The sequence below is a fragment of the Streptococcus sp. 3109 genome (assembly GCF_013276905.1).
Classification (GTDB): domain Bacteria; phylum Bacillota; class Bacilli; order Lactobacillales; family Streptococcaceae; genus Streptococcus.
Genome location: NZ_VMLY01000006.1, coordinates 51994 through 70068, shown reverse-complemented (window position 1 = coordinate 70068; position 18075 = coordinate 51994). Strand labels below are relative to the sequence as shown.

Annotated in this window: 19 protein-coding genes; 5 read left to right on the top strand and 14 right to left on the bottom strand. The window is 42.4% G+C overall.

All coding sequences use genetic code 11. The annotated features are described in order from the left end of the window. Nucleotides 1-16: 16 nt before the first annotated feature. Entirely contained in the window at nt 17-688 is a 672-nt protein-coding gene (cmk, locus tag HT698_RS03735) for a (d)CMP kinase (protein WP_173218577.1), read from the bottom strand. 8 nt (nt 689-696) lie between these two features. Next, complete coding sequence (locus tag HT698_RS03730; protein WP_173218575.1) at nt 697-1167, bottom strand: SAG1386/EF1546 family surface-associated protein; 471 nt, start codon at nt 1165-1167, stop codon at nt 697-699. Nucleotides 1168-1212: 45 nt separating this feature from the next. Between HT698_RS03730 and HT698_RS03725 the strand changes: the two genes are divergently transcribed. Next, nucleotides 1213-1419, top strand: coding sequence for a ferredoxin (locus HT698_RS03725; RefSeq protein WP_173218573.1), 207 nt, complete (start codon nt 1213-1215; stop codon nt 1417-1419). 50 nt (nt 1420-1469) lie between these two features. Here HT698_RS03725 and HT698_RS03720 read toward each other — a convergent pair whose 3' ends face one another. The 6 genes from HT698_RS03720 to HT698_RS03695 form a co-directional block, all read right to left on the bottom strand. Then, on the bottom strand, nt 1470-2435 hold the full coding sequence (locus HT698_RS03720) for a glycosyltransferase family 2 protein (protein ID WP_173218571.1): 966 nt from the start codon (nt 2433-2435) through the stop codon (nt 1470-1472). A 1-nt stretch (nt 2436) separates the two neighbouring features. Then, nucleotides 2437-3456, bottom strand: a complete 1020-nt coding sequence (gene galE, locus HT698_RS03715; protein ID WP_173218569.1) for a UDP-glucose 4-epimerase GalE — start codon at nt 3454-3456, stop codon at nt 2437-2439. A gap of 102 nt (nt 3457-3558) precedes the next feature. Further along, nucleotides 3559-4662: an FAD-binding oxidoreductase gene (locus HT698_RS03710; RefSeq protein ID WP_173218566.1), complete on the bottom strand. Its 1104-nt coding sequence runs from the start codon at nt 4660-4662 to the stop codon at nt 3559-3561. A 16-nt stretch (nt 4663-4678) separates the two neighbouring features. Beyond that, on the bottom strand, nt 4679-5476 hold the full coding sequence (locus tag HT698_RS03705) for a Nif3-like dinuclear metal center hexameric protein (protein ID WP_173218564.1): 798 nt from the start codon (nt 5474-5476) through the stop codon (nt 4679-4681). Beyond that, nucleotides 5463-6140: a tRNA (adenine(22)-N(1))-methyltransferase TrmK gene (locus tag HT698_RS03700; protein WP_173218555.1), complete on the bottom strand. Its 678-nt coding sequence runs from the start codon at nt 6138-6140 to the stop codon at nt 5463-5465. The genes HT698_RS03705 and HT698_RS03700 overlap by 14 nt, the downstream gene beginning before the upstream one ends. A 100-nt stretch (nt 6141-6240) precedes the next feature. Further along, nucleotides 6241-8577, bottom strand: a complete 2337-nt coding sequence (locus HT698_RS03695) for a cation-translocating P-type ATPase (RefSeq protein ID WP_173218553.1) — start codon at nt 8575-8577, stop codon at nt 6241-6243. Nucleotides 8578-8709: 132 nt separating this feature from the next. Between HT698_RS03695 and HT698_RS03690 the strand changes: the two genes are divergently transcribed. Continuing rightward, a complete protein-coding gene (locus HT698_RS03690) occupies nt 8710-9459 on the top strand; it encodes a 1-acyl-sn-glycerol-3-phosphate acyltransferase (protein WP_173218551.1) in 750 nt (249 codons plus the stop codon). A gap of 43 nt (nt 9460-9502) precedes the next feature. Here the strand turns inward: HT698_RS03690 and HT698_RS03685 are convergent, their stop codons facing one another. The 6 genes from HT698_RS03685 to rpsO form a co-directional block, all read right to left on the bottom strand. Then, the gene (locus tag HT698_RS03685) at nt 9503-10195 is read right to left on the bottom strand and encodes an alpha/beta hydrolase-fold protein (RefSeq protein ID WP_173218549.1); all 693 of its coding nucleotides are present in this window, start codon (nt 10193-10195) and stop codon (nt 9503-9505) included. Then, nucleotides 10176-11186 carry an ABC transporter substrate-binding protein gene (locus HT698_RS03680; RefSeq protein ID WP_173218547.1) on the bottom strand — a complete coding sequence of 337 codons (1011 nt, stop codon included), beginning with the start codon at nt 11184-11186 and terminating at the stop codon, nt 10176-10178. The genes HT698_RS03685 and HT698_RS03680 overlap by 20 nt, the downstream gene beginning before the upstream one ends. Before the next feature lie 19 nt (nt 11187-11205). Beyond that, the gene (locus HT698_RS03675) at nt 11206-11961 is read right to left on the bottom strand and encodes an ABC transporter ATP-binding protein (protein ID WP_173218545.1); all 756 of its coding nucleotides are present in this window, start codon (nt 11959-11961) and stop codon (nt 11206-11208) included. Nucleotide 11962: 1 nt separating this feature from the next. After that, on the bottom strand, nt 11963-13009 hold the full coding sequence (locus HT698_RS03670) for an iron ABC transporter permease (protein WP_173218543.1): 1047 nt from the start codon (nt 13007-13009) through the stop codon (nt 11963-11965). Nucleotides 13010-13242: 233 nt separating this feature from the next. Then, the gene (locus HT698_RS03665; RefSeq protein ID WP_045611205.1) at nt 13243-13863 is read right to left on the bottom strand and encodes a CadD family cadmium resistance transporter; all 621 of its coding nucleotides are present in this window, start codon (nt 13861-13863) and stop codon (nt 13243-13245) included. 753 nt (nt 13864-14616) lie between these two features. Continuing rightward, nucleotides 14617-14886, bottom strand: a complete 270-nt coding sequence (gene rpsO, locus HT698_RS03660; protein WP_001018251.1) for a 30S ribosomal protein S15 — start codon at nt 14884-14886, stop codon at nt 14617-14619. A 202-nt stretch (nt 14887-15088) separates the two neighbouring features. Between rpsO and HT698_RS03655 the strand changes: the two genes are divergently transcribed. The 3 genes from HT698_RS03655 (at nt 15089) to thrS (ending at nt 18039) form a co-directional block, all read left to right on the top strand. Continuing rightward, on the top strand, nt 15089-15433 hold the full coding sequence (locus tag HT698_RS03655) for a hypothetical protein (protein WP_173218541.1): 345 nt from the start codon (nt 15089-15091) through the stop codon (nt 15431-15433). Nucleotides 15434-15718: 285 nt separating this feature from the next. After that, nucleotides 15719-16042: a MazG-like protein gene (locus HT698_RS03650; RefSeq protein WP_173218539.1), complete on the top strand. Its 324-nt coding sequence runs from the start codon at nt 15719-15721 to the stop codon at nt 16040-16042. Between the two features lie 53 nt (nt 16043-16095). Continuing rightward, the gene (thrS, locus tag HT698_RS03645) at nt 16096-18039 is read left to right on the top strand and encodes a threonine--tRNA ligase (protein ID WP_000608345.1); all 1944 of its coding nucleotides are present in this window, start codon (nt 16096-16098) and stop codon (nt 18037-18039) included. Nucleotides 18040-18075: the final 36 nt, after the last annotated feature.

The window sequence follows — 18075 nt, the reverse complement described above, 5'->3', positions numbered from 1 at the left end:
ATCGGCTTTTCTACATTTACATTCTTTTTTCAGCTTCTGCTTTGATTTTTTCAACTACTTCTTGAATGTTCAATCCAGTTGTATCAAGGTAAACTGCATCCTCTGCTTGTTTGAGAGGCGAAGTCTCACGATGACTATCCTTGTAGTCACGCGCAGCAATTTCCTCTTTTAGTATTTCAAGGTTTGTTTCAATTCCCTTGGCAATATTTTCCTTGTAACGACGCTCTGCTCTTTCATCTACCGAAGCTACTAGGAAAATTTTTAATTCTGCTTGTGGCAATACAACAGTTCCAATATCGCGGCCATCCATGACAATCCCGCCTTGCTGGGCGATTTTTTGTTGGAGAGAAACCAGTTTCTCACGCACTTGAGGAATTGCTGCAATAGCAGAAACATGATTGGTCACTTCATTTTCACGGATAGGATGAGTAATATCCACATCGCCTACAAAGACAAGCTGATCTCCAGTTTCTGAGCGTCCAAAGCTGATTGGATGCTGGTCCAACAAGGCTAGAAGGGCTTCGACTTCTTCTACTCCTAACTGGTTCTTGAGAGCCATGTAGGTCGCTGCACGATACATGGCACCTGTATCTAGGTAAGTATAACCAAAATCCTTAGCAATAATCTTTGCGACCGTACTCTTACCACTTGAAGCAGGACCGTCAATAGCAATTTGAATTGTTTTCATATCGGCTCCTATTTTATTTTTATAACATCACCTGGATTAGCAAACCAAGATCCTGTAGCCATGTGCCCAGGATTCAAGGCCTCTAACTGAGCAATGGAGATTCCTGCACGAGCTGCAATAGCTGCTTCCCCTTCTCCTGCTAAGACTTTTGTCGTCCCTTCTGGATCTGTAGCTTCCTCCGAGTGTTCAGAAGAAGATTCTGAACTCTGTTCAGGCTGGGAACTACTAGATGATGAAATCTGTACTACATTTGCATCTGAATCGTGAAAATCTTTCAAGGCTGCTGTGCGATTACTCCCACCTGATGAAAGATAGATGAGAACAATAATCATCACCACCACAATTACAAAGAAAATACTGGCTAGGATCGTCAAGACACGATTGGCCACTACATCTCTGCCTTGAGTTCTCTTACGACGTTCTGATCTTGTTTCTTCTTGATTTTCATAAATATCTTCTTGCCACGGTTCTTTTTCCATACCCTGCTCCTTGTTTTTTTTTACTTTTCTTATTACAATATAAATATGAAAATCACACTTATACCTGAACGATGCATCGCCTGTGGGCTTTGCCAAACTTATTCTGATTTATTTGATTACCACGATAATGGAATCGTGCGTTTTTACGATGACCCTGACCAACTAGAAAAAGAAATTTCTCCTAGCCAGGATGTCTTAGAGGCTGTTAAAAATTGCCCAACTCGCGCCCTGATTAGCAATCAGGAAGCCTAAATCAATAGCGATAATCCACTTCCTCTAGTTTAGCACATTTCCATGTAAAATTATAGTCTTTTCACTTTATTTTTTTCTGTAAAATCAGGAAGGTCACTTTTTTCTTTGATCAGATAAAGTGGTCTTTTTTTAGTCTCCAAATAAATTTTACTAATGTACTTGCCGAGAATCCCAATGGTCAAGAGTTGAATGCCTCCAAGAAAGAGAATGACAGCCATCAGAGAGGTCCAACCTGATGTCGGATTGCCCAAAATGAGGGTCCGAACCACAACAAAAAAGGTCATCAGTAGAGAAATAAAACAAGATAGGAGACCAGCTACAAAGGCTATAGTCAAGGGAAAATCTGAAAAATTAACAATCCCTTCAATGGAGTAGAAAAAGAGTTGCCTAAAACTCCAACTGGTCTTGCCAGCCTTCCTTTCGACATTTGGATAGTCCAGATAGTGGGTTTTAAAGCCGACCCAGGCAAAAAGTCCCTTCGAAAAACGATTGGACTCAGTCAAGCTTAAAATGGCATCGACCACAGACCTTCTCATCATGCGAAAATCACGAACACCTGACGGCAGGGCTACTGGACTGATTTTTTTCATGAAGCCGTAAAAGAGATCAGCACAGAAACTGCGAAAGAAGGGTTCTCCCTCCCGACTGGTTCTGCGTGTTCCTACACAGTCTAAATCTGCATTCTGGTCTAGTAAGTTTTTCATCTCAAGCAACATACTAGGAGGATCTTGGAGATCTGCATCCATCACCACCACCAGATCTCCTGTCGCATATTGCAAGCCTGCATATAGAGCAGCTTCTTTGCCAAAATTTCGCGAGAAAGAAATATAATGAACTGCCGGATTTTGTTCTCGATAGGCCTTTAAGAGTCTCAAGGTCCCATCACTTGATCCATCATCGACAAAAACATACTCGATTTCTGTTTCCAAATCTGGAAGTAAAGCTTCCAAAGCCTGATAAAAAAGAGGAAGTACTTCCTCTTCGTTTAAACAGGGGACAATGATTGACATCACCATCTTAGTCTTCAAATCCATTTGGATGCTTGCTTTGCCAACGCCATGCGTCTTCACACATTTGGGTGATGCCGAGTTCTGCTTCCCAGCCGAGTTCTGCTTTGGCTTTTGCAGGATCTGAATAGCAGGCTGCGATATCCCCTGGGCGACGTTCTACAATGCGGTAAGGAATTGGGCGCCCCACTGCTTTTTCCATGTTTTGGATAATTTCAAGAACAGAATAGCCTTTACCAGTTCCAAGGTTATAAACATTTAGACCTGAACCTTTTTGAATTTTTTTCAGAGCTGCAACGTGACCTTTAGCCAAATCGACAACATGGATATAGTCACGAACACCTGTTCCATCTTCCGTATCGTAATCATCTCCAAACACTTGCACTTGCTCTAGTTTACCAACGGCTACTTGAGTCACATATGGCAAGAGATTGTTTGGAATACCGTTTGGATTTTCTCCCAAATCTCCACTCTCATGGGCTCCGATTGGGTTAAAGTAACGAAGCAAGACCACATTCCATTCTGAGTCTGCTTTGTAAATATCCGTCAAAATTTCCTCTAGCATAAGCTTGGTGCGGCCATATGGGTTGGTCACTGAAAGTGGGAAATCTTCCAAGATTGGCACTGTATGCGGATCTCCGTAAACTGTCGCAGAAGAACTGAAAATAATGTTTTTACAGTTGTTTTCTTCCATGACCTTCAAAAGACTAACAGTTCCAGCGATATTGTTGTCATAGTAGGCAAGAGGGATACGGGTTGATTCGCCAACAGCCTTCAAACCAGCAAAGTGAATGACCCCTGTTGGTTCTTCTTGTTTGAAAATATCTCTGAGAGTATCAGTATCACGAATATCTGCCCCATAAAACGGAATTTCAACTCCTGTGATTCTTTCAACAACTTCTAAACTTTTTCTGTTACTATTCACAAGGTTATCCACCACAACAACCTGATGACCTGCTTGGATTAACTCAATAACTGTGTGGGTTCCGATAAAACCTGCTCCACCCGTTACCAAAATCTTTTCTTGCATCTTTTTTCCTCGATTCTCGGATCATTTTTTCTTATTTTACCATTTTTGATAGGGAATGTCATTTGCCATCCTAGAGGGGAGGCTAAAATTTCAGTAAAATTCTTATTTGCTTTTTACTCGTTTGACATAGTTTTCAATTGGGTAGTTTGCTGGGTCTAAGGTCATTTCCCTGCTTTGGACCAGTTGGGCTAGGTGGTAACCAATGATAGGACCAGTTGTGAGGCCTGATGAACCTAGTCCACTAGCAGCATAGACACCTGCTAAGCCAGGTACTTGCCCAAAGAAAGGTGAGAAATCACTGGTATAGGCACGGATTCCCACACGCTCAGCTCTTGAAGTCGCTACTGCCAAGATTGGATAGTGAGGCAAGGCTGCCTCCTCCATTTGTTGGAGTAAGGTTTCATCTACCGTCAAATCAAATCCCATGTCATTTTCATGGGTAGCGCCTAGGGATGATTTCCCACCTGCAAAAGGAATCAAATCCCACTCCCCTTCTGGCATAACAACAGGGTAAGCTGCCATGTCTTGGGCAAGCTGATAATCTCGGAGTTGTCCTTTCTGAGGACGAACATCTACAGCATAACCCAAGGGTTCTAATATGTGACCCAACCAAGCTCCCGTTGCCAAAACAACCTGGTCAAACACCTCTTCACCAATCTGGTAACCTGATGCTAAAGGTGTCAGAGTCACTTTTTCTTTGACCAGCTTGACATGACTGGCTTCCAGCAAACGAGTCACTAAGAGTTGACCATCTACTCTCGCTCCACCAGAAGCATAGAGCAAGCGGTCAAATCCCTGTAAGCCAGGGAATAATTCATTAGCTGATACTTGGTCTAGAATGGCTAATTGCCCTATCAAGGGAGATTCTTCTCTACGCTGGAGGGCTAGTTGATAGAGTTCTTCCAACTTGGATTCATCTCTTTTCAGGAGAAAGACTCCCGAACGTTGGTAAAAGTTGATTTCTTGCCCTGACTTGTCTAAATCAGCTAATAAATCCACATAAAAATCAGCCCCCAAGCGCGCCATCTTGTACCAAGCTTTATTGCGGCGTTTGGAAAACCAAGGACTGATAATTCCTGCTGCAGCCTTGGTTGCCTGACCCTGTCCATGGTCAAAAACGGTCACCTCTAGGTCACTTTCTTTCGAGAGGTAGTAGGCAGCTGTTGCTCCCACAATTCCTGCTCCGATAATAGCAACTTTTTTCATTGTTTTCACTTTCTAACTAGATATGGTGGAAAGGATTGGTCGATGCTTGACTAGGTACAATATCAATAGTCCAGCCATTTTCTCCTTTCCATTGATTAAGAAGCTCTGCGATTTTTTCCACAAACAGCACTTCGATATAGTGTCCTGGATCCAGTGCCAACAAGCCATCAGACAGCATATCCTGGGCAGTGTGGTAGTAAATATCACCAGTGATATAGACATCCGCTCCTTTAGCTAAAGCATCCTTATAGAAAGACTGCCCGCTACCACCACAGATGGCAACTCTTGAAATAGGCTTCTGCAAATCGCTCTCTTGATAATGCACCAATCGAAGGCTATCTAAACCAAAGACTTGCTTGACATTCTGGGCCAATTCCTCAAATGTCTGAGGCTGAATATTTCCAATACGTCCAATCCCACGTTCAGGGCCTGTTTCCTGCAGATAAGTCGTTTCCTCGATACCTAACATCTGACAGAACCAGTCATTGAGACCATTTTCAACGATGTCAATATTGGTATGACTTACATAAACTGCAACGTCATGCTTGATGAGATCAATGTAAATCTGATTTTGTGGACGGCTGGCTACCAAATCCTTGATGGGACGGAAAATCGGCGCGTGCTTGACAATAATCAAGTCCACACCCTTTTCAATGGCTTCAGCCACCGTTTCTTCACGAATATCCAGAGCAACCATGACCCTTTGGATATCCTTGTCCAAAGTTCCAATTTGCAGGCCACGACTGTCTCCCTCCATAGAAAATTCCTGGGGGCAAAAGGCTTCATAAGCTTGGATCACTTCACTTGCTAACATGGAGCACCTCCTTGATGGCTTGAATTTTATCGACTAGAACTTGACGTTCCTCCAGATTTTTTTCTGGGATTTGTCCAAGGGCAAACTCTAGCTTAGCAGCTTCTTTTTGCCATTTTTGGACAAAGACTGGACTGACCTCTTTGCACAAGAAAGGGCCAAAGTGAACATCAATGGCTGATAGCTTCATTTGTCCTGCTTCCACCACCAAAATCTCGTAAAACTTGCCAGCTTCTTCTAAGATGCTTTCAGCTACAATCTGAAACCCATTCTCTTGTAGCCAGATGCGCAAGTCGTCTTCACGATTATTGGGCTGGAGGATCAATCGTTCTACATTAGCTAACTTGTCCAAGCCTTCTTCTAAAATCCTAGCAATCAAACGACCACCCATACCAGCAATGGTAATGACAGACACTTGGTCTGCCTCTTCAAAAGCTGCCAGCCCATTGGCTAAACGGACTTGGATTTTCTCCTTTAGACCATGAGCTTCAACGTTTTTGACTGCGGACTGGTAGGGACCTTCCACCACCTCACCTGCAATAGCACTTTTAATTTGGCCTCTCTCGACCAAGTCGATAGGCAGATAAGCATGGTCACTTCCCACATCTAATAAAATGGCTCCCTGTGGCACAAAGGAAGCCACTAATTCTAATCTCTTTGAAATCATTCTCTCTCACTTTCCAAACTCTATTACCTCTTATTATACCACATTTCAGCTAGCACTCCTCCACCTAAAAAGACCGCAATCCACAGATTGCAGCCTTTCTTTATTTTTTCGCTTGGTAACGACTGGTTAAGATAAATATCACGGTAAAGACCAACATCATGACACCATAAACAGGTAAAGTTTGTCCTGTTAAGGTTGAAATTTCAAGCAATTTTTGAATTCTTGGGAAGAGAGCTGTTGCTAGGAAGCCTCCTACTGACCAAACAATCAAGAGGACACGCCATAGGGTAAATGGCATGCAGGCTCTAAATACGGATAAGAAACCAATTGACCCCAAGAGATAATAGAGTAGAGTTGAGATTTCTAACTCAGACCAACCTTGGCTACTTCCAAATATTTTCACAAACAGAACGCTGAACACAACCATGAGAGCACTTGGTAGGGCACGAAGCATGGATCTTCTAAGGAAATTTGGCTCAACAGGTTTGATATTTCTCTCAAAAGTCAGAACGAATGGCGGGAAACCTTCCACAAACTGGTCAATCATAGTAATCTGGATCGGAATGAAGGGGAAAATCAAGATCCATTCAGACCGCCCCAGAAGAGCACTGGCAATACAGATGACTGCGAGCAAGAAAGAATAGATGGTCTTTATCAAGAAAATAGGGGCGATATGGGCAATGTTATTGACTACACGACGGCCTTCAAAGAGAATCTCAGGAACATCATTAAAGTCAGAGTTCAAGAGAACTAGATTAGCAATCTGACGAGTCGCCGGATCTCCCTCAGCCATCACGATAGAACAATCCGCCTCACGAAGGGCCAGGATATCATTAACTCCATCCCCAGTCATAGCTGTTGTATGGCCTGCTTTTTTCAACGTTTGGATGATGAGTTTCTTTTGATGAGGGGAAACACGACCGAAAATGGCTGTTTCCTCAGCCATATCAACCAATTCCTCATCCGTGATTTTTGAGCAATCTACATAACTGTGATAGTCTGCAAAGCCAGCCTTCTGGGCAATACTGGACACAGTGACCGGATTATCACCAGAGATAATCTTGAGGCCCACTTCCTGAGAACGGAGATAGTCCAGCGTCTCTGCTGCTCCTTCTCGAATGGGATCCAAGATTTCCAGCAAGGCTTGAGCCTGAATATCAGATGGTTTCTGTGGTTTGTGATGGTCTAGTTTTTCCTGACTGAGGGCTAAGACCAAGACACGTGAACCTCTCTCCAAGGCCTCTCTGGCTTCTGGGACCTCAGAATCCAGCAACATCTCAGGCGCCCCTAAGAAAACTGTTCCCAAACCTTCCAATTCCATTGCTCCCCACTTGCGGTCGCTAGAGAAGGGGAGATTGGAAATCATAGGATAGGCTACTAGACCTTGGAAACGCTGGCGAATAGCTTGGGCAGTTGGATTTTTATCCTCACTATGGGCTATGTAGCTTGTCAGGATGCTAGCAAGCGCTGACTCTCCATACTGTTCGGTCAAAGGAAGAACGGCTTCCACCTGCATCTTTCCTTGGGTGATGGTACCCGTCTTGTCCAGACAGAGCATGTCCACGCGCGCCAAGGTCTCAACAGAGTACATCTCCTGCACCAAGACCTTTTTCAAACCTAGCTTGATCACTGCAGTCAAGAGCGAAGTAATGGTCAAAAGGGCGATTCCCTTGGGCAACATTCCCAGTAGGGCTGTCGACGAATTTACAACGGATGACTTGAGAGGCAGGCCTTTTAAAAGCAAGGCTTCTAGCAAGAGAGCCAGACCAAAGGGAATGATAATCTTCCCAGTAAAACCAGCTAACCTGTCCAGCGATTTCATGATACGAGAGTTGATTGGTTTAACGGTCTTGGCTTCCAGCATGAGTTTGGCAGCATAGTTGTCTGCACCGACATGGTGAACTTGAGCTAAAACTGACCCACTGGCTAGGAAACTTCCAGACAAAAGCAAGGCGTCAACTTCCTTTTGCACCAAATCACTCTCTCCCGTTAGCATGGCTTCATTGACTTCCGCAAAACCTTCCAAAACCAAGGCATCACTGGGAATCTGCTCTCCTGCAGACAAACGAATGACATCTCCTAACACCAATTCTTCAGGATTCAGAGCCACTTCTTGGCCATCACGAATGGTTTTGACCTTTTCCTTGGTCATGAGATTGAGCTTGTCCACCATGTGTTTAGCCCGCAGCTCGGTCACAATCCCAGAAAAAGCGTTAAAGCAGATAACAGCAAAAAAGACCAAATTGCTCCAAGCCTGCACAAAGGCAAGGGCCAAAGCAATGGCAAAGTTCAAAGCGTTAAAAAGGGTAAAGACATTTCGTTTAACGATTTGCCAAGTGCTAGTACTGGCCGATGCAGTAAAATCATTGACCAAGCCCTTAGCCTGTCTTTCCTTGACTTCTCTTTGGGTTAATCCCATAATCTTATTTTTATCCATAAATTCTATCATATCATTTTTTTTAACAGAATTCTAATCTCATCCCAAATATGCACCTAGTCAAGGGAAAAGTTTGCCAGCCCTCCTTTGATAAGGTATAATAATAACAAGAAAATAATCGAAGGAGATCGCATGTTTTATACTTATTTACGTGGATTGGTTGTCTTGCTCCTATGGTCCATCAATGGCAATGCCCACTATCATAATACTGATAAAATTCCTAATCAAGATGAAAATTATATTCTGGTTGCACCTCACCGCACCTGGTGGGATCCTGTTTACATGGCCTTTGCGACCAAGCCAAAACAGTTCATCTTTATGGCCAAAAAAGAACTCTTTACCAACCGTATCTTTGGTTGGTGGATTCGTATGTGTGGCGCTTTTCCTATCGACCGTGAAAATCCTAGCGCTTCTGCCATCAAATACCCTATCAATGTCCTCAAAAAAAGTGATCGCTCTCTTATCATGTTTCCAAGTGGGAGCCGTCACTCAAATGATGTTAAGGGTGGCGTAGCCTTGATTGCCAAAATGGCCAAGGTCCGTATCATGCCGGTTACCTACACAGGTCCCATGACTTTGAAGGGCTTGGTTAGCCGTGAGCGTGTTGATATGAACTTCGGAAATCCAATCGATATCTCAGATATCAAGAAAATGAATGATGAAGGCATTGAAACAGTCGCCAATCGCATTCAAACAGAATTCCAACGTTTGGACCAAGAAACGAAACAATGGCACAATGATAAAAAACCAAACCCACTCTGGTGGCTTATCCGCATCCCTGCCCTTATCCTTGCGGTTATCCTCGCTATCCTAACTATCATCTTTAGCTTTATCGCAAGCTTCGTATGGAATCCAGATAAAAAGAGAGAAAACCTTGGTTAAATAAATACAACAATCCCTTGGCAAAAGCCAAGGGATAAATCTTTTATTCGATTTTCCATTTTTTGGCCAACCAGCTGGAAAAAACTAGAAATCGCTCAGCTACTTGTTCATGGTGTCCATAAGGATCAAAGACAAACTGACCATTCGGATAGCGTTTCTCAAGACTAGTATGGATCTGCTCAGCATAGGCTGGTGCTTGAGCCAAGCGATTAGTATGGTGTGCTCCTTCTGTTTGACCATTCTGTAAATACAGCAAACAGTCCAAATTTTTCACCTTTTCTTTCCTACAGTAAGTCACGAAATCAGGATACCAAAAGGAACCGCAGATGGAAAAGACACAGGAAACATTGTCAAAGCTGAAAAGACTGTAGACTGCCGCCAAACCACCTAGTGAGTAGCCTCCGTAGGCAAGGCGATTTTCATCCAGGCGATAAAGCGACTGCAACTTATCTAAAAGACCTCCAAACAAATGATCATGATAGACGTTGGCCTGACCGCCAAAATCTGGAGCTCCATCTCTCAGAGCCGATGTCGCCCAGGGCGTGTAGTCATCTAGGCGATTTTTAGAGGTCAAGCCCACTAAAATCACAGATTCGGAAAAGGACGATAGGAAGTCCAAGTTTCCATCATTCAATAAAATAGCCGGATAGGTTTGATTGGGGTCGTAGTTAGAAGGAAGGCTGATTTTGACTTGAATTCCTTCCCAATTAAACTCATTATTTATTGATGAAGTCATTGATTTTCTCAAGGGAATCAATCACTGCTGGACCATAGTCCATCAATTCATCGTAAGATATGGTCATGATTTTTTGATTCTTAATAGCAGGAACGCTTTCCAAAACAGCATTTGCCTTCATCAACTCTACTGCTTTTTCATCCAATTTTTTATTGCGATCGCTGGTCACATAGATAATCAATTCAGGACCCATTGACACGAGATTTTCCAAGGTCAAGCCTGATGTCCCCGTAGCAACGTTTGTATAACCAAGTTGGTTCAGCAAACTTTCTTGCAAAGCAGACTTGTAGGCACCGAAGGTTTCATCATTATAAGCAACCATAATCAAAGCCTTTTTCTTTTCACCTTGACTTGCTGGATTTGCTTTCTTAACAGCGTCAATTTTAGTTTGTAATTGGGCCGCGTATTCATTGGCCTTGTCCTGAACATTAAAAATCATTCCAAGATTTTTGACATCTTCTACGATATTCCCCAAATCTTGCTGAATTGTTGAGAGAGAAGCTTTTTGAGTATAAACTGGGATTTTGTTTTCATTCCAAGTGCTAACTGTCCCCAAGGATTTTTCAGAAAACATCATGTTTCGACCCATCACAGCGTCTGGCTCATAAGAAAGGACTGTCTCTTGTGAGACTGTTTTTTTATCCCCAATTTGAGGAATAGTCGCAATCGCGTCCTTGTATTTGTCCGTCACAGCATTGTCTGGATTGAGCATGCCAACAATTTTATCCTTCAACCCCAACTCCAATAAAATTTCAGTGGTTGAAAGATTATTTGTAATAACTTTTTCAGGTGTCTTGTCAAAAACTTGTTCGACTTCATTCCCTTTCGCGTCATAGGTCTTAACCGTTAACGGATAAGTCGTCTCTGTGCTCGCCTTTTGACTTGTTTCTGAGCTAGATTGAGTGGTAGCTTTTTCTGTAGTAGTATTGCCACAAGCTGCCATGGTTAGGGTAGCTACTGTTACCAGTAAAATGCTGAGTGTTTTTTTCATCTTGTTTTCCTTTTCATTCTTATAAATAGTGAATCATGGCTTGCTGATCCTCGGTCCAAGTCACCTGACTTTGAACTCCATATACAGTTTGCAATGACTCAGGGGTGATGGTCTCCTTTGGAGTCCCTTGGTAAAGGATTTCTCCCTCTTTCATTAGATAGAGATAATCCGAATAGCGACAAGCAAGTTGAATATCATGCAGGACAGCTAAAACATTGACCTTGAGCTCCTTCACAATGGCCAACAAGTCTAACTGATACTTGATATCCAGGTGATTGGTTGGTTCGTCCAGGAGCAAGAGAGTCGGTTCTTGCGCCAAGGCGCGGGCTAACAAAACTCGCTGTTTCTCTCCTCCTGACAGGGACGAATAGAGACGAGTTTTCTTCTCAAGCATATCCACCTTAACGAGGGCATCTTGAACGAGGGTATAATCTCTTTCCTTTTCCTTCTGTAAAAAAGAGAGGTGGGGAGTTCTTCCCAGCAAGACGATTTCCTCAACTGTAGAATCAAACTGCAGTTGGTTAAACTGGGTCACAACTGCCATTTGCTTGGCTGTTTCTTTGAGCGTCCATTGTTCCAGAGGCTTTCCATCTAGGCTTATCAAGCCTTTGTCCACCTTTTCCTGACGATAGAGGAGTTTAAGTAGACTGGTTTTCCCGCTTCCATTTGGTCCTAATATCGTGTGAAATTGATTTCCTTCAACCTTAAAAGAGACTCCTTTGAGGATTTTTTTCTCTCCCAGTCCAAAGTGGACATCCTGACAAATCAAGTCCATATCAGGTCCTCACCTCCCTTCGCCTACCTCCAACAATGTAGATAAAGAAGGGAGCACCTACTAAGGCTGTGAAAATACCAATAGGAAGCTCTGCGTTTGGAATGATGATACGAGAGAGTACGTCTGCCCAAATGACAAAGAGGGCACCCAGTATGGTCGCAACAGGAAAAAGTCTCTTGTAATTCGTTCCTACTAACCCTCGTGCTAAGTGAGGAGTAATCAGACCGACAAATCCAATAATCCCACAGGTTGCCACTAAGACTGCTGTCAGCACAGCCACCATTGTCACATAAAGATACCAATAAAAGCGTAAAGGGATTCCTAAAGTTAAAGCAGCCTCATCTCCCATCATCATCGCATTGAAAACACGATACTGGGTAGAGAAAAATAGAAAGGCTGTTCCTACTACTATAGTTGGCAGGACCAAGTCTGCCCAGGAAGTCCCAGCGAGCGAGCCCATGGTCCAAAACTTAATGGTCATCACACTGTCCGCATTAGCGCCAACTGAGATAATAAAGTTGGAAAAAGCTAGAAAGAGAGCATTGACCACCGTTCCTGATAAGATCAGACTAGATGTTGTCATCCTTCCCTGCATAGAGGCAATGATGAGGACAGCAATTGTTGCCAAAATAGCTCCAAGAAAAGCTCCAAGGCTAATCATCACTTTTAAACCAAGAATGATGCTTAAGGTTGCCCCTAGAGTTGCACCCGCAGAGATTCCTAAGACATAGGGCTCAGCGATGGGATTGTTTACCGTGGACTGCATCACACTACCACACATAGAAAGGCCTGCTCCTACTATCAGACCTAACAATACTCGAGGAAATCTCATGTTCCATACAATGGCAAGAGTAGACTTGGAAACCTCTCCTATCTCAAGAGGAAATCCCAACCTTCTCAAAATAATCCGATAGGTATCTCCTAGATCAATCGCAACAGATCCCATTGAAACTGCTAGAAAGAGAGAAATCCCTAAAATACCTAGCAAAATAACTAAAAGTAACACAAATTGCTGGTCTTGTCGGCTTCCAGAAAATTTGGAAAGCATGCAAACCTCCTTTGATAGAATCTTAAAAATTTAGAAAATTCTCATGAAAAGTATACCATATTTTCAACAATGGAACAAGATAAGAAAAATAAATATAGTTGATCTTACAGTGCTAATAATCGTAACCTAAGATTATACTTGAGTATATCGAGGCAAAGTGACAACATAAAAAGCCCTCTGAAGTCAGAGAGCTGATTTGAGCTCGGGCTAAAATCCTAGTGAAACAAAAAAATCTACACGATCAGAAAAGTCTCTATCGTGCCATTTTCATACATGATATATAGTCCAAGTAGAATGAATACTAAGGGCACAATGATTCGCTCGTATTTTTCAATTGTCTCGAATATTAAGGGAATAGAGGATAAGACCCGACTAATCTCGCATAAGATAATTATGCCGATTACAAACACAAGCAAGGCCACGAGGGTCTGTGACCAATCTAATGAAGCAAAATAAGGTATATAGATACCTAAATTATCTCCGCCAGACGCAATTGTTAGCAATGTAACTGTCCAAAACAGTTGATTTGCCTTGCTTTGTTCTAATCTTTCAATAATTTCTTCCTCTTCTTCCTCTTCTTCCTCACCTTCTCCAACAATTGCAAAGCGAATCCCTAAATAGATAGGGATTAAACCAAGCAATCCAACCATCCATTCTTCAGGCACGAAATTAACGACATAAGCAGCAACTAAACTCGCCCCTACAAGTAAGCCTGTGCCTAGATATTGCCCCGCATAAATATGCCATTTTTGTTTATTCTGTGATAGCTGTGCAAATAAAATAAATAAAATAATTAAATAATCGATACTGGTGGAAATATAAACACCAATAGCAGATATGATTGTCTGTCCCATAAAAAACCCTCCTGTATTAGTCAGTAATAAATCAGCAGATTTTAGGAGAGCACAGACACATTAATTTAGCTATCGCTAGTGGGTAATTTCGAACATAGGAAAGCATTTTACTCCTCCTCAAAACGTAGTTACAAAGTAATTTCTAACTGGAATTAGGTGACTACTTCTATGTAAAGTATAACATACTATACTTTACTTCGTAAAGTGTGGGCTCTCCGAGTAGCTACGCACCTTTATGGTGTAATTAGCTGATACCATTTGAGGTTTTTGTAGTCTCCAAAATTGTGACCGATAAAACCTCAATAAAAAAGCCCTCTGAAAATCAGAGAGCTGATTTGAGCTCGGGCTAAAATCCTAGTGAAAAAGATGAAACTCCTTGTGTTCATCGAACACTGTGTCATTTCCCTATTTTCATACGGATTTCTTACGCCCTTAGCATCATGATTCTTGCTGGATAAAACGTTTATAGACTAGACGGCGAGGAGAAGATTGTACAAAATTTTTAGTGAAACAAAAAATCTCCCCGAAGGGAGATCATTCTGGTTTATTTTACCTTACAGTGCTAGGAACTGTAACCGAAGATTATACTTGAGTATATCGAAGTAAGGTAACAAAAGTAAAAAGCCCTCTGAAAATCAGAGAGCTCCAGTCTTGCTGGATAAACCGTTTATAGACTAGGCGACGAGGCGAAGATTGTACTAATGGTACATCGAGCCGAAGCCAACGAAGTATAGAAACGGTTTAGACGCAAGATTAACGACGAAGTCCTAGAGAGTTGATTAACTCACGGTAACGGTTAACGTCGTTTTTACGCAAGTATGCAAGCAAGTTACGACGGCGACCGATTTTTTTCATCAATCCACGGTAAGTAGCGTGGTCTTTTTTGTGTTGTTTGATGTGTTCGTTAAGGTGGTTGATTTCCCAAGTAAGGACAGCAACTTGAACCTCTACTGAACCTGTATCACCTTCGTGACGTGCATATTGTGCGATGATTTCATTTTTTTTCTCTTTTGAGATTGCCATGATGTTTCTCCTTTTTATTTGGCTTCATCCGAGTGACAGGTTGGCATGCCTGTAACCAAGAAGAAGTTATTTGTCTTTACGACATTCACTATTCTACCAATAACTAACTTCTTTGTCAACAGATTTACTTTCTTGTTTTAAACATGCTATAATAATCATAGCAAGAAATCTAAGTTATCTGTTGTTAAACGAGGTGATTATCATGCCTAGATTCTATTCCCATCTCCCCTACTATCTGGTCATATTTTTCTTTTATTGGCCACTTTATGAGTTGTTATCACTAATCATTTCTGACCCCCTTTTTCTCAAGAGTCTCTACGTAAATAATATTCTCTTCTTTACACCTCTGGTAATCTTGATTGTATCGTTACTCTATAGCTACCGTTTCCGTTTCACACTTTGGTGGTTAATTGGTAACGGACTGCTCTTTTGCTTTACTATCATAACTTTTGGTGAGTTTATACTAATTTACTTGCTAATCTATGAAACCTTGGCTCTGGTGGGCATGGCTTCTGGTATTGGCATCAAGCATATTCTACAAAAATGAAAAACAAAAAACTTTCACAAAATCCTTGAAAAATCTCACAATCATGCTATAATAATTCATAGAGACAAGTCACTTAGTCCCTTTCTACTAGAGAGTGCGTGGTTGCTGGAAACGCATAGAGAGCCTAAACTGATACTACTCTTGAGTTTTTTATGAAAACATAAAACGGTGGCCACGTTAGAGCCAATCAGAGGTGTCCCTCTCTTTTGAGGTACATAAATGAAGGTGGAACCACGTTGCGACGTCCTTTCGAGGATGTCGCAATTTTTTATGAGGAGGCTAACTATGGAGTTGCAAGAATTAGTGGAGCGCAGTTGTGCAATCCGACAAGCTTATCACAAACTGGAAGTTAAGCATCATGATTCCAAGTGGACGGTAGAAGAAGACCTCTTGGCTTTGTCTAATGATATTGGAAATTTCCAACGACTAGTGATGACCAAGCAAGGACGCTACTATGATGAAACACCTTACACACTGGAACAAAAACTTTCAGAAAATATCTGGTGGCTAGTAGAACTTTCTCAACGTCTGGATATAGACATTCTGACGGAAATGGAAAACCTCCTCTCTGATAAAGAAAAGCAATTGAACATTAAGACTAGGAAGTAGTCTGCAAAAAAGTCAATGCTTAGAAACTATGAAATAATAAAAAGGAGAACATCATGATTAACATTACTTTCCCAGATGGCGCTGTTCGTGAATTCGAATCTGGCGTTACAACTTTTGAAATTGCCCAATCGATCAGCAATTCCCTAGCTAAAAAAGCCTTGGCTGGTAAATTCAACGGCAAACTCATCGACACTACTCGTGCGATCACTGAAGATGGAAGCATCGAAATTGTGACACCTGATCATGAAGATGCCCTTCCAATCTTGCGTCACTCAGCCGCTCACTTGTTCGCCCAAGCAGCTCGTCGTCTTTTCCCAGACATTCACTTGGGAGTTGGTCCAGCCATCGAAGATGGTTTCTACTACGATACTGACAACACAGCTGGTCAAATCTCTAACGAAGACCTTCCTCGTATCGAAGAAGAAATGCAAAAAATCGTCAAAGAAAACTTCCCATCAATCCGTGAAGAAGTTACTAAAGACGAGGCACGTGAAATCTTCAAAAACGACCCTTACAAGTTGGAATTGATTGAAGAACACTCAGAAGACGAAGGCGGTTTGACTATCTATCGTCAGGGTGAATATGTAGACCTTTGCCGTGGCCCACACGTCCCATCAACAGGTCGTATCCAAATCTTCCACCTTCTCCATGTAGCAGGTGCTTACTGGCGTGGAAATAGCGATAACGCTATGATGCAACGTATCTATGGTACAGCTTGGTTTGACAAGAAAGACTTGAAAAACTACCTTCAAATGCGTGAAGAAGCTAAGGAACGTGACCACCGTAAACTTGGTAAAGAGCTTGACCTCTTTATGATTTCTCAAGAGGTTGGTCAAGGTTTGCCATTCTGGTTGCCAAATGGTGCGACTATTCGTCGTGAGTTGGAACGCTACATCGTAGACAAAGAGCTAGCTTCTGGCTACCAACACGTATACACTCCACCACTTGCTTCTGTTGAACTTTACAAGACTTCTGGTCACTGGGATCATTACCAAGAAGACATGTTCCCAACTATGGATATGGGTGACGGGGAAGAATTTGTCCTTCGTCCAATGAACTGCCCGCACCACATCCAAGTCTTCAAACACCATGTTCACTCATACCGTGAATTGCCAATCCGTATCGCCGAAATCGGTATGATGCACCGTTATGAAAAATCTGGTGCCCTCACTGGTCTTCAACGTGTGCGTGAAATGTCTCTTAACGACGGTCACCTCTTTGTGACTCCAGAACAAATCCAAGAAGAATTCCAACGTGCTCTTCAGTTGATTATCGATGTTTATGAAGACTTCAACTTGACTGAATACCGCTTCCGCCTCTCTCTTCGTGACCCTCAAGATACTCACAAGTACTTTGATAACGATGAAATGTGGGAAAATGCTCAAACCATGCTTCGTGCAGCCCTTGATGAAATGGGCGTGGACTACTTTGAAGCCGAAGGTGAAGCAGCCTTCTACGGACCAAAATTGGATATTCAAGTTAAGACCGCTCTTGGAAAAGAAGAAACCCTTTCTACTATCCAACTTGACTTCTTGCTTCCAGAACGCTTCGACCTTAAATACATCGGAGCTGATGGCGAAGAGCACCGTCCAGTTATGATTCACCGTGGAGTTATCTCAACTATGGAACGCTTCACAGCTATCTTGATTGAGAACTACAAAGGTGCTTTCCCAACATGGCTTGCACCACACCAAGTAACCCTCATCCCAGTATCTAACGAAAAACACGTGGACTACGCATGGGAAGTAGCGAAGAAACTCCGTGACCGTGGTGTTCGTGCAGACGTAGATGAGCGCAATGAAAAAATGCAGTTCAAGATCCGTGCTTCACAAACAAGCAAGATTCCTTACCAATTGATTGTTGGGGACAAGGAAATGGAAGACGGAACTGTTAACGTTCGTCGCTACGGTCAAAAAGAAACACAAACTGTCTCAGTAGATGATTTTGTTCAAGCTATCCTAGCTGATATCGCCAACAAATCACGCGTTGAGAAATAAGAACCTAGCACAAAAGCCTCCAGTCCGGAGGCTTTT

Excerpts from the sequence above, each read along its gene's own strand:
- cmk (WP_173218577.1), bottom strand. The coding sequence starts at position 688 with ATGAAAACAATTCAAATTGCTATTGACGGTCCTGCTTCAAGTGGTAAG.
- HT698_RS03690 (WP_173218551.1), top strand. The coding sequence starts at position 8,710 with ATGTTTTATACTTATTTACGTGGATTGGTTGTCTTGCTCCTATGGTCC.
- HT698_RS03680 (WP_173218547.1), bottom strand. The coding sequence starts at position 11,186 with ATGAAAAAAACACTCAGCATTTTACTGGTAACAGTAGCTACCCTAACC.
- thrS (WP_000608345.1), top strand. The coding sequence starts at position 16,096 with ATGATTAACATTACTTTCCCAGATGGCGCTGTTCGTGAATTCGAATCT.
- HT698_RS03695 (WP_173218553.1), bottom strand. The coding sequence starts at position 8,577 with ATGGATAAAAATAAGATTATGGGATTAACCCAAAGAGAAGTCAAGGAA.
- HT698_RS03685 (WP_173218549.1), bottom strand. The coding sequence starts at position 10,195 with ATGACTTCATCAATAAATAATGAGTTTAATTGGGAAGGAATTCAAGTC.
- HT698_RS03705 (WP_173218564.1), bottom strand. The coding sequence starts at position 5,476 with ATGTTAGCAAGTGAAGTGATCCAAGCTTATGAAGCCTTTTGCCCCCAG.
- HT698_RS03670 (WP_173218543.1), bottom strand. The coding sequence starts at position 13,009 with ATGCTTTCCAAATTTTCTGGAAGCCGACAAGACCAGCAATTTGTGTTA.
- HT698_RS03710 (WP_173218566.1), bottom strand. The coding sequence starts at position 4,662 with ATGAAAAAAGTTGCTATTATCGGAGCAGGAATTGTGGGAGCAACAGCT.
- rpsO (WP_001018251.1), bottom strand. The coding sequence starts at position 14,886 with ATGGCAATCTCAAAAGAGAAAAAAAATGAAATCATCGCACAATATGCA.
- galE (WP_173218569.1), bottom strand. The coding sequence starts at position 3,456 with ATGCAAGAAAAGATTTTGGTAACGGGTGGAGCAGGTTTTATCGGAACC.
- HT698_RS03655 (WP_173218541.1), top strand. The coding sequence starts at position 15,089 with ATGCCTAGATTCTATTCCCATCTCCCCTACTATCTGGTCATATTTTTC.
- HT698_RS03720 (WP_173218571.1), bottom strand. The coding sequence starts at position 2,435 with ATGGTGATGTCAATCATTGTCCCCTGTTTAAACGAAGAGGAAGTACTT.
- HT698_RS03665 (WP_045611205.1), bottom strand. The coding sequence starts at position 13,863 with ATGGGACAGACAATCATATCTGCTATTGGTGTTTATATTTCCACCAGT.
- HT698_RS03725 (WP_173218573.1), top strand. The coding sequence starts at position 1,213 with ATGAAAATCACACTTATACCTGAACGATGCATCGCCTGTGGGCTTTGC.
- HT698_RS03650 (WP_173218539.1), top strand. The coding sequence starts at position 15,719 with ATGGAGTTGCAAGAATTAGTGGAGCGCAGTTGTGCAATCCGACAAGCT.
- HT698_RS03730 (WP_173218575.1), bottom strand. The coding sequence starts at position 1,167 with ATGGAAAAAGAACCGTGGCAAGAAGATATTTATGAAAATCAAGAAGAA.
- HT698_RS03700 (WP_173218555.1), bottom strand. The coding sequence starts at position 6,140 with ATGATTTCAAAGAGATTAGAATTAGTGGCTTCCTTTGTGCCACAGGGA.
- HT698_RS03675 (WP_173218545.1), bottom strand. The coding sequence starts at position 11,961 with ATGGACTTGATTTGTCAGGATGTCCACTTTGGACTGGGAGAGAAAAAA.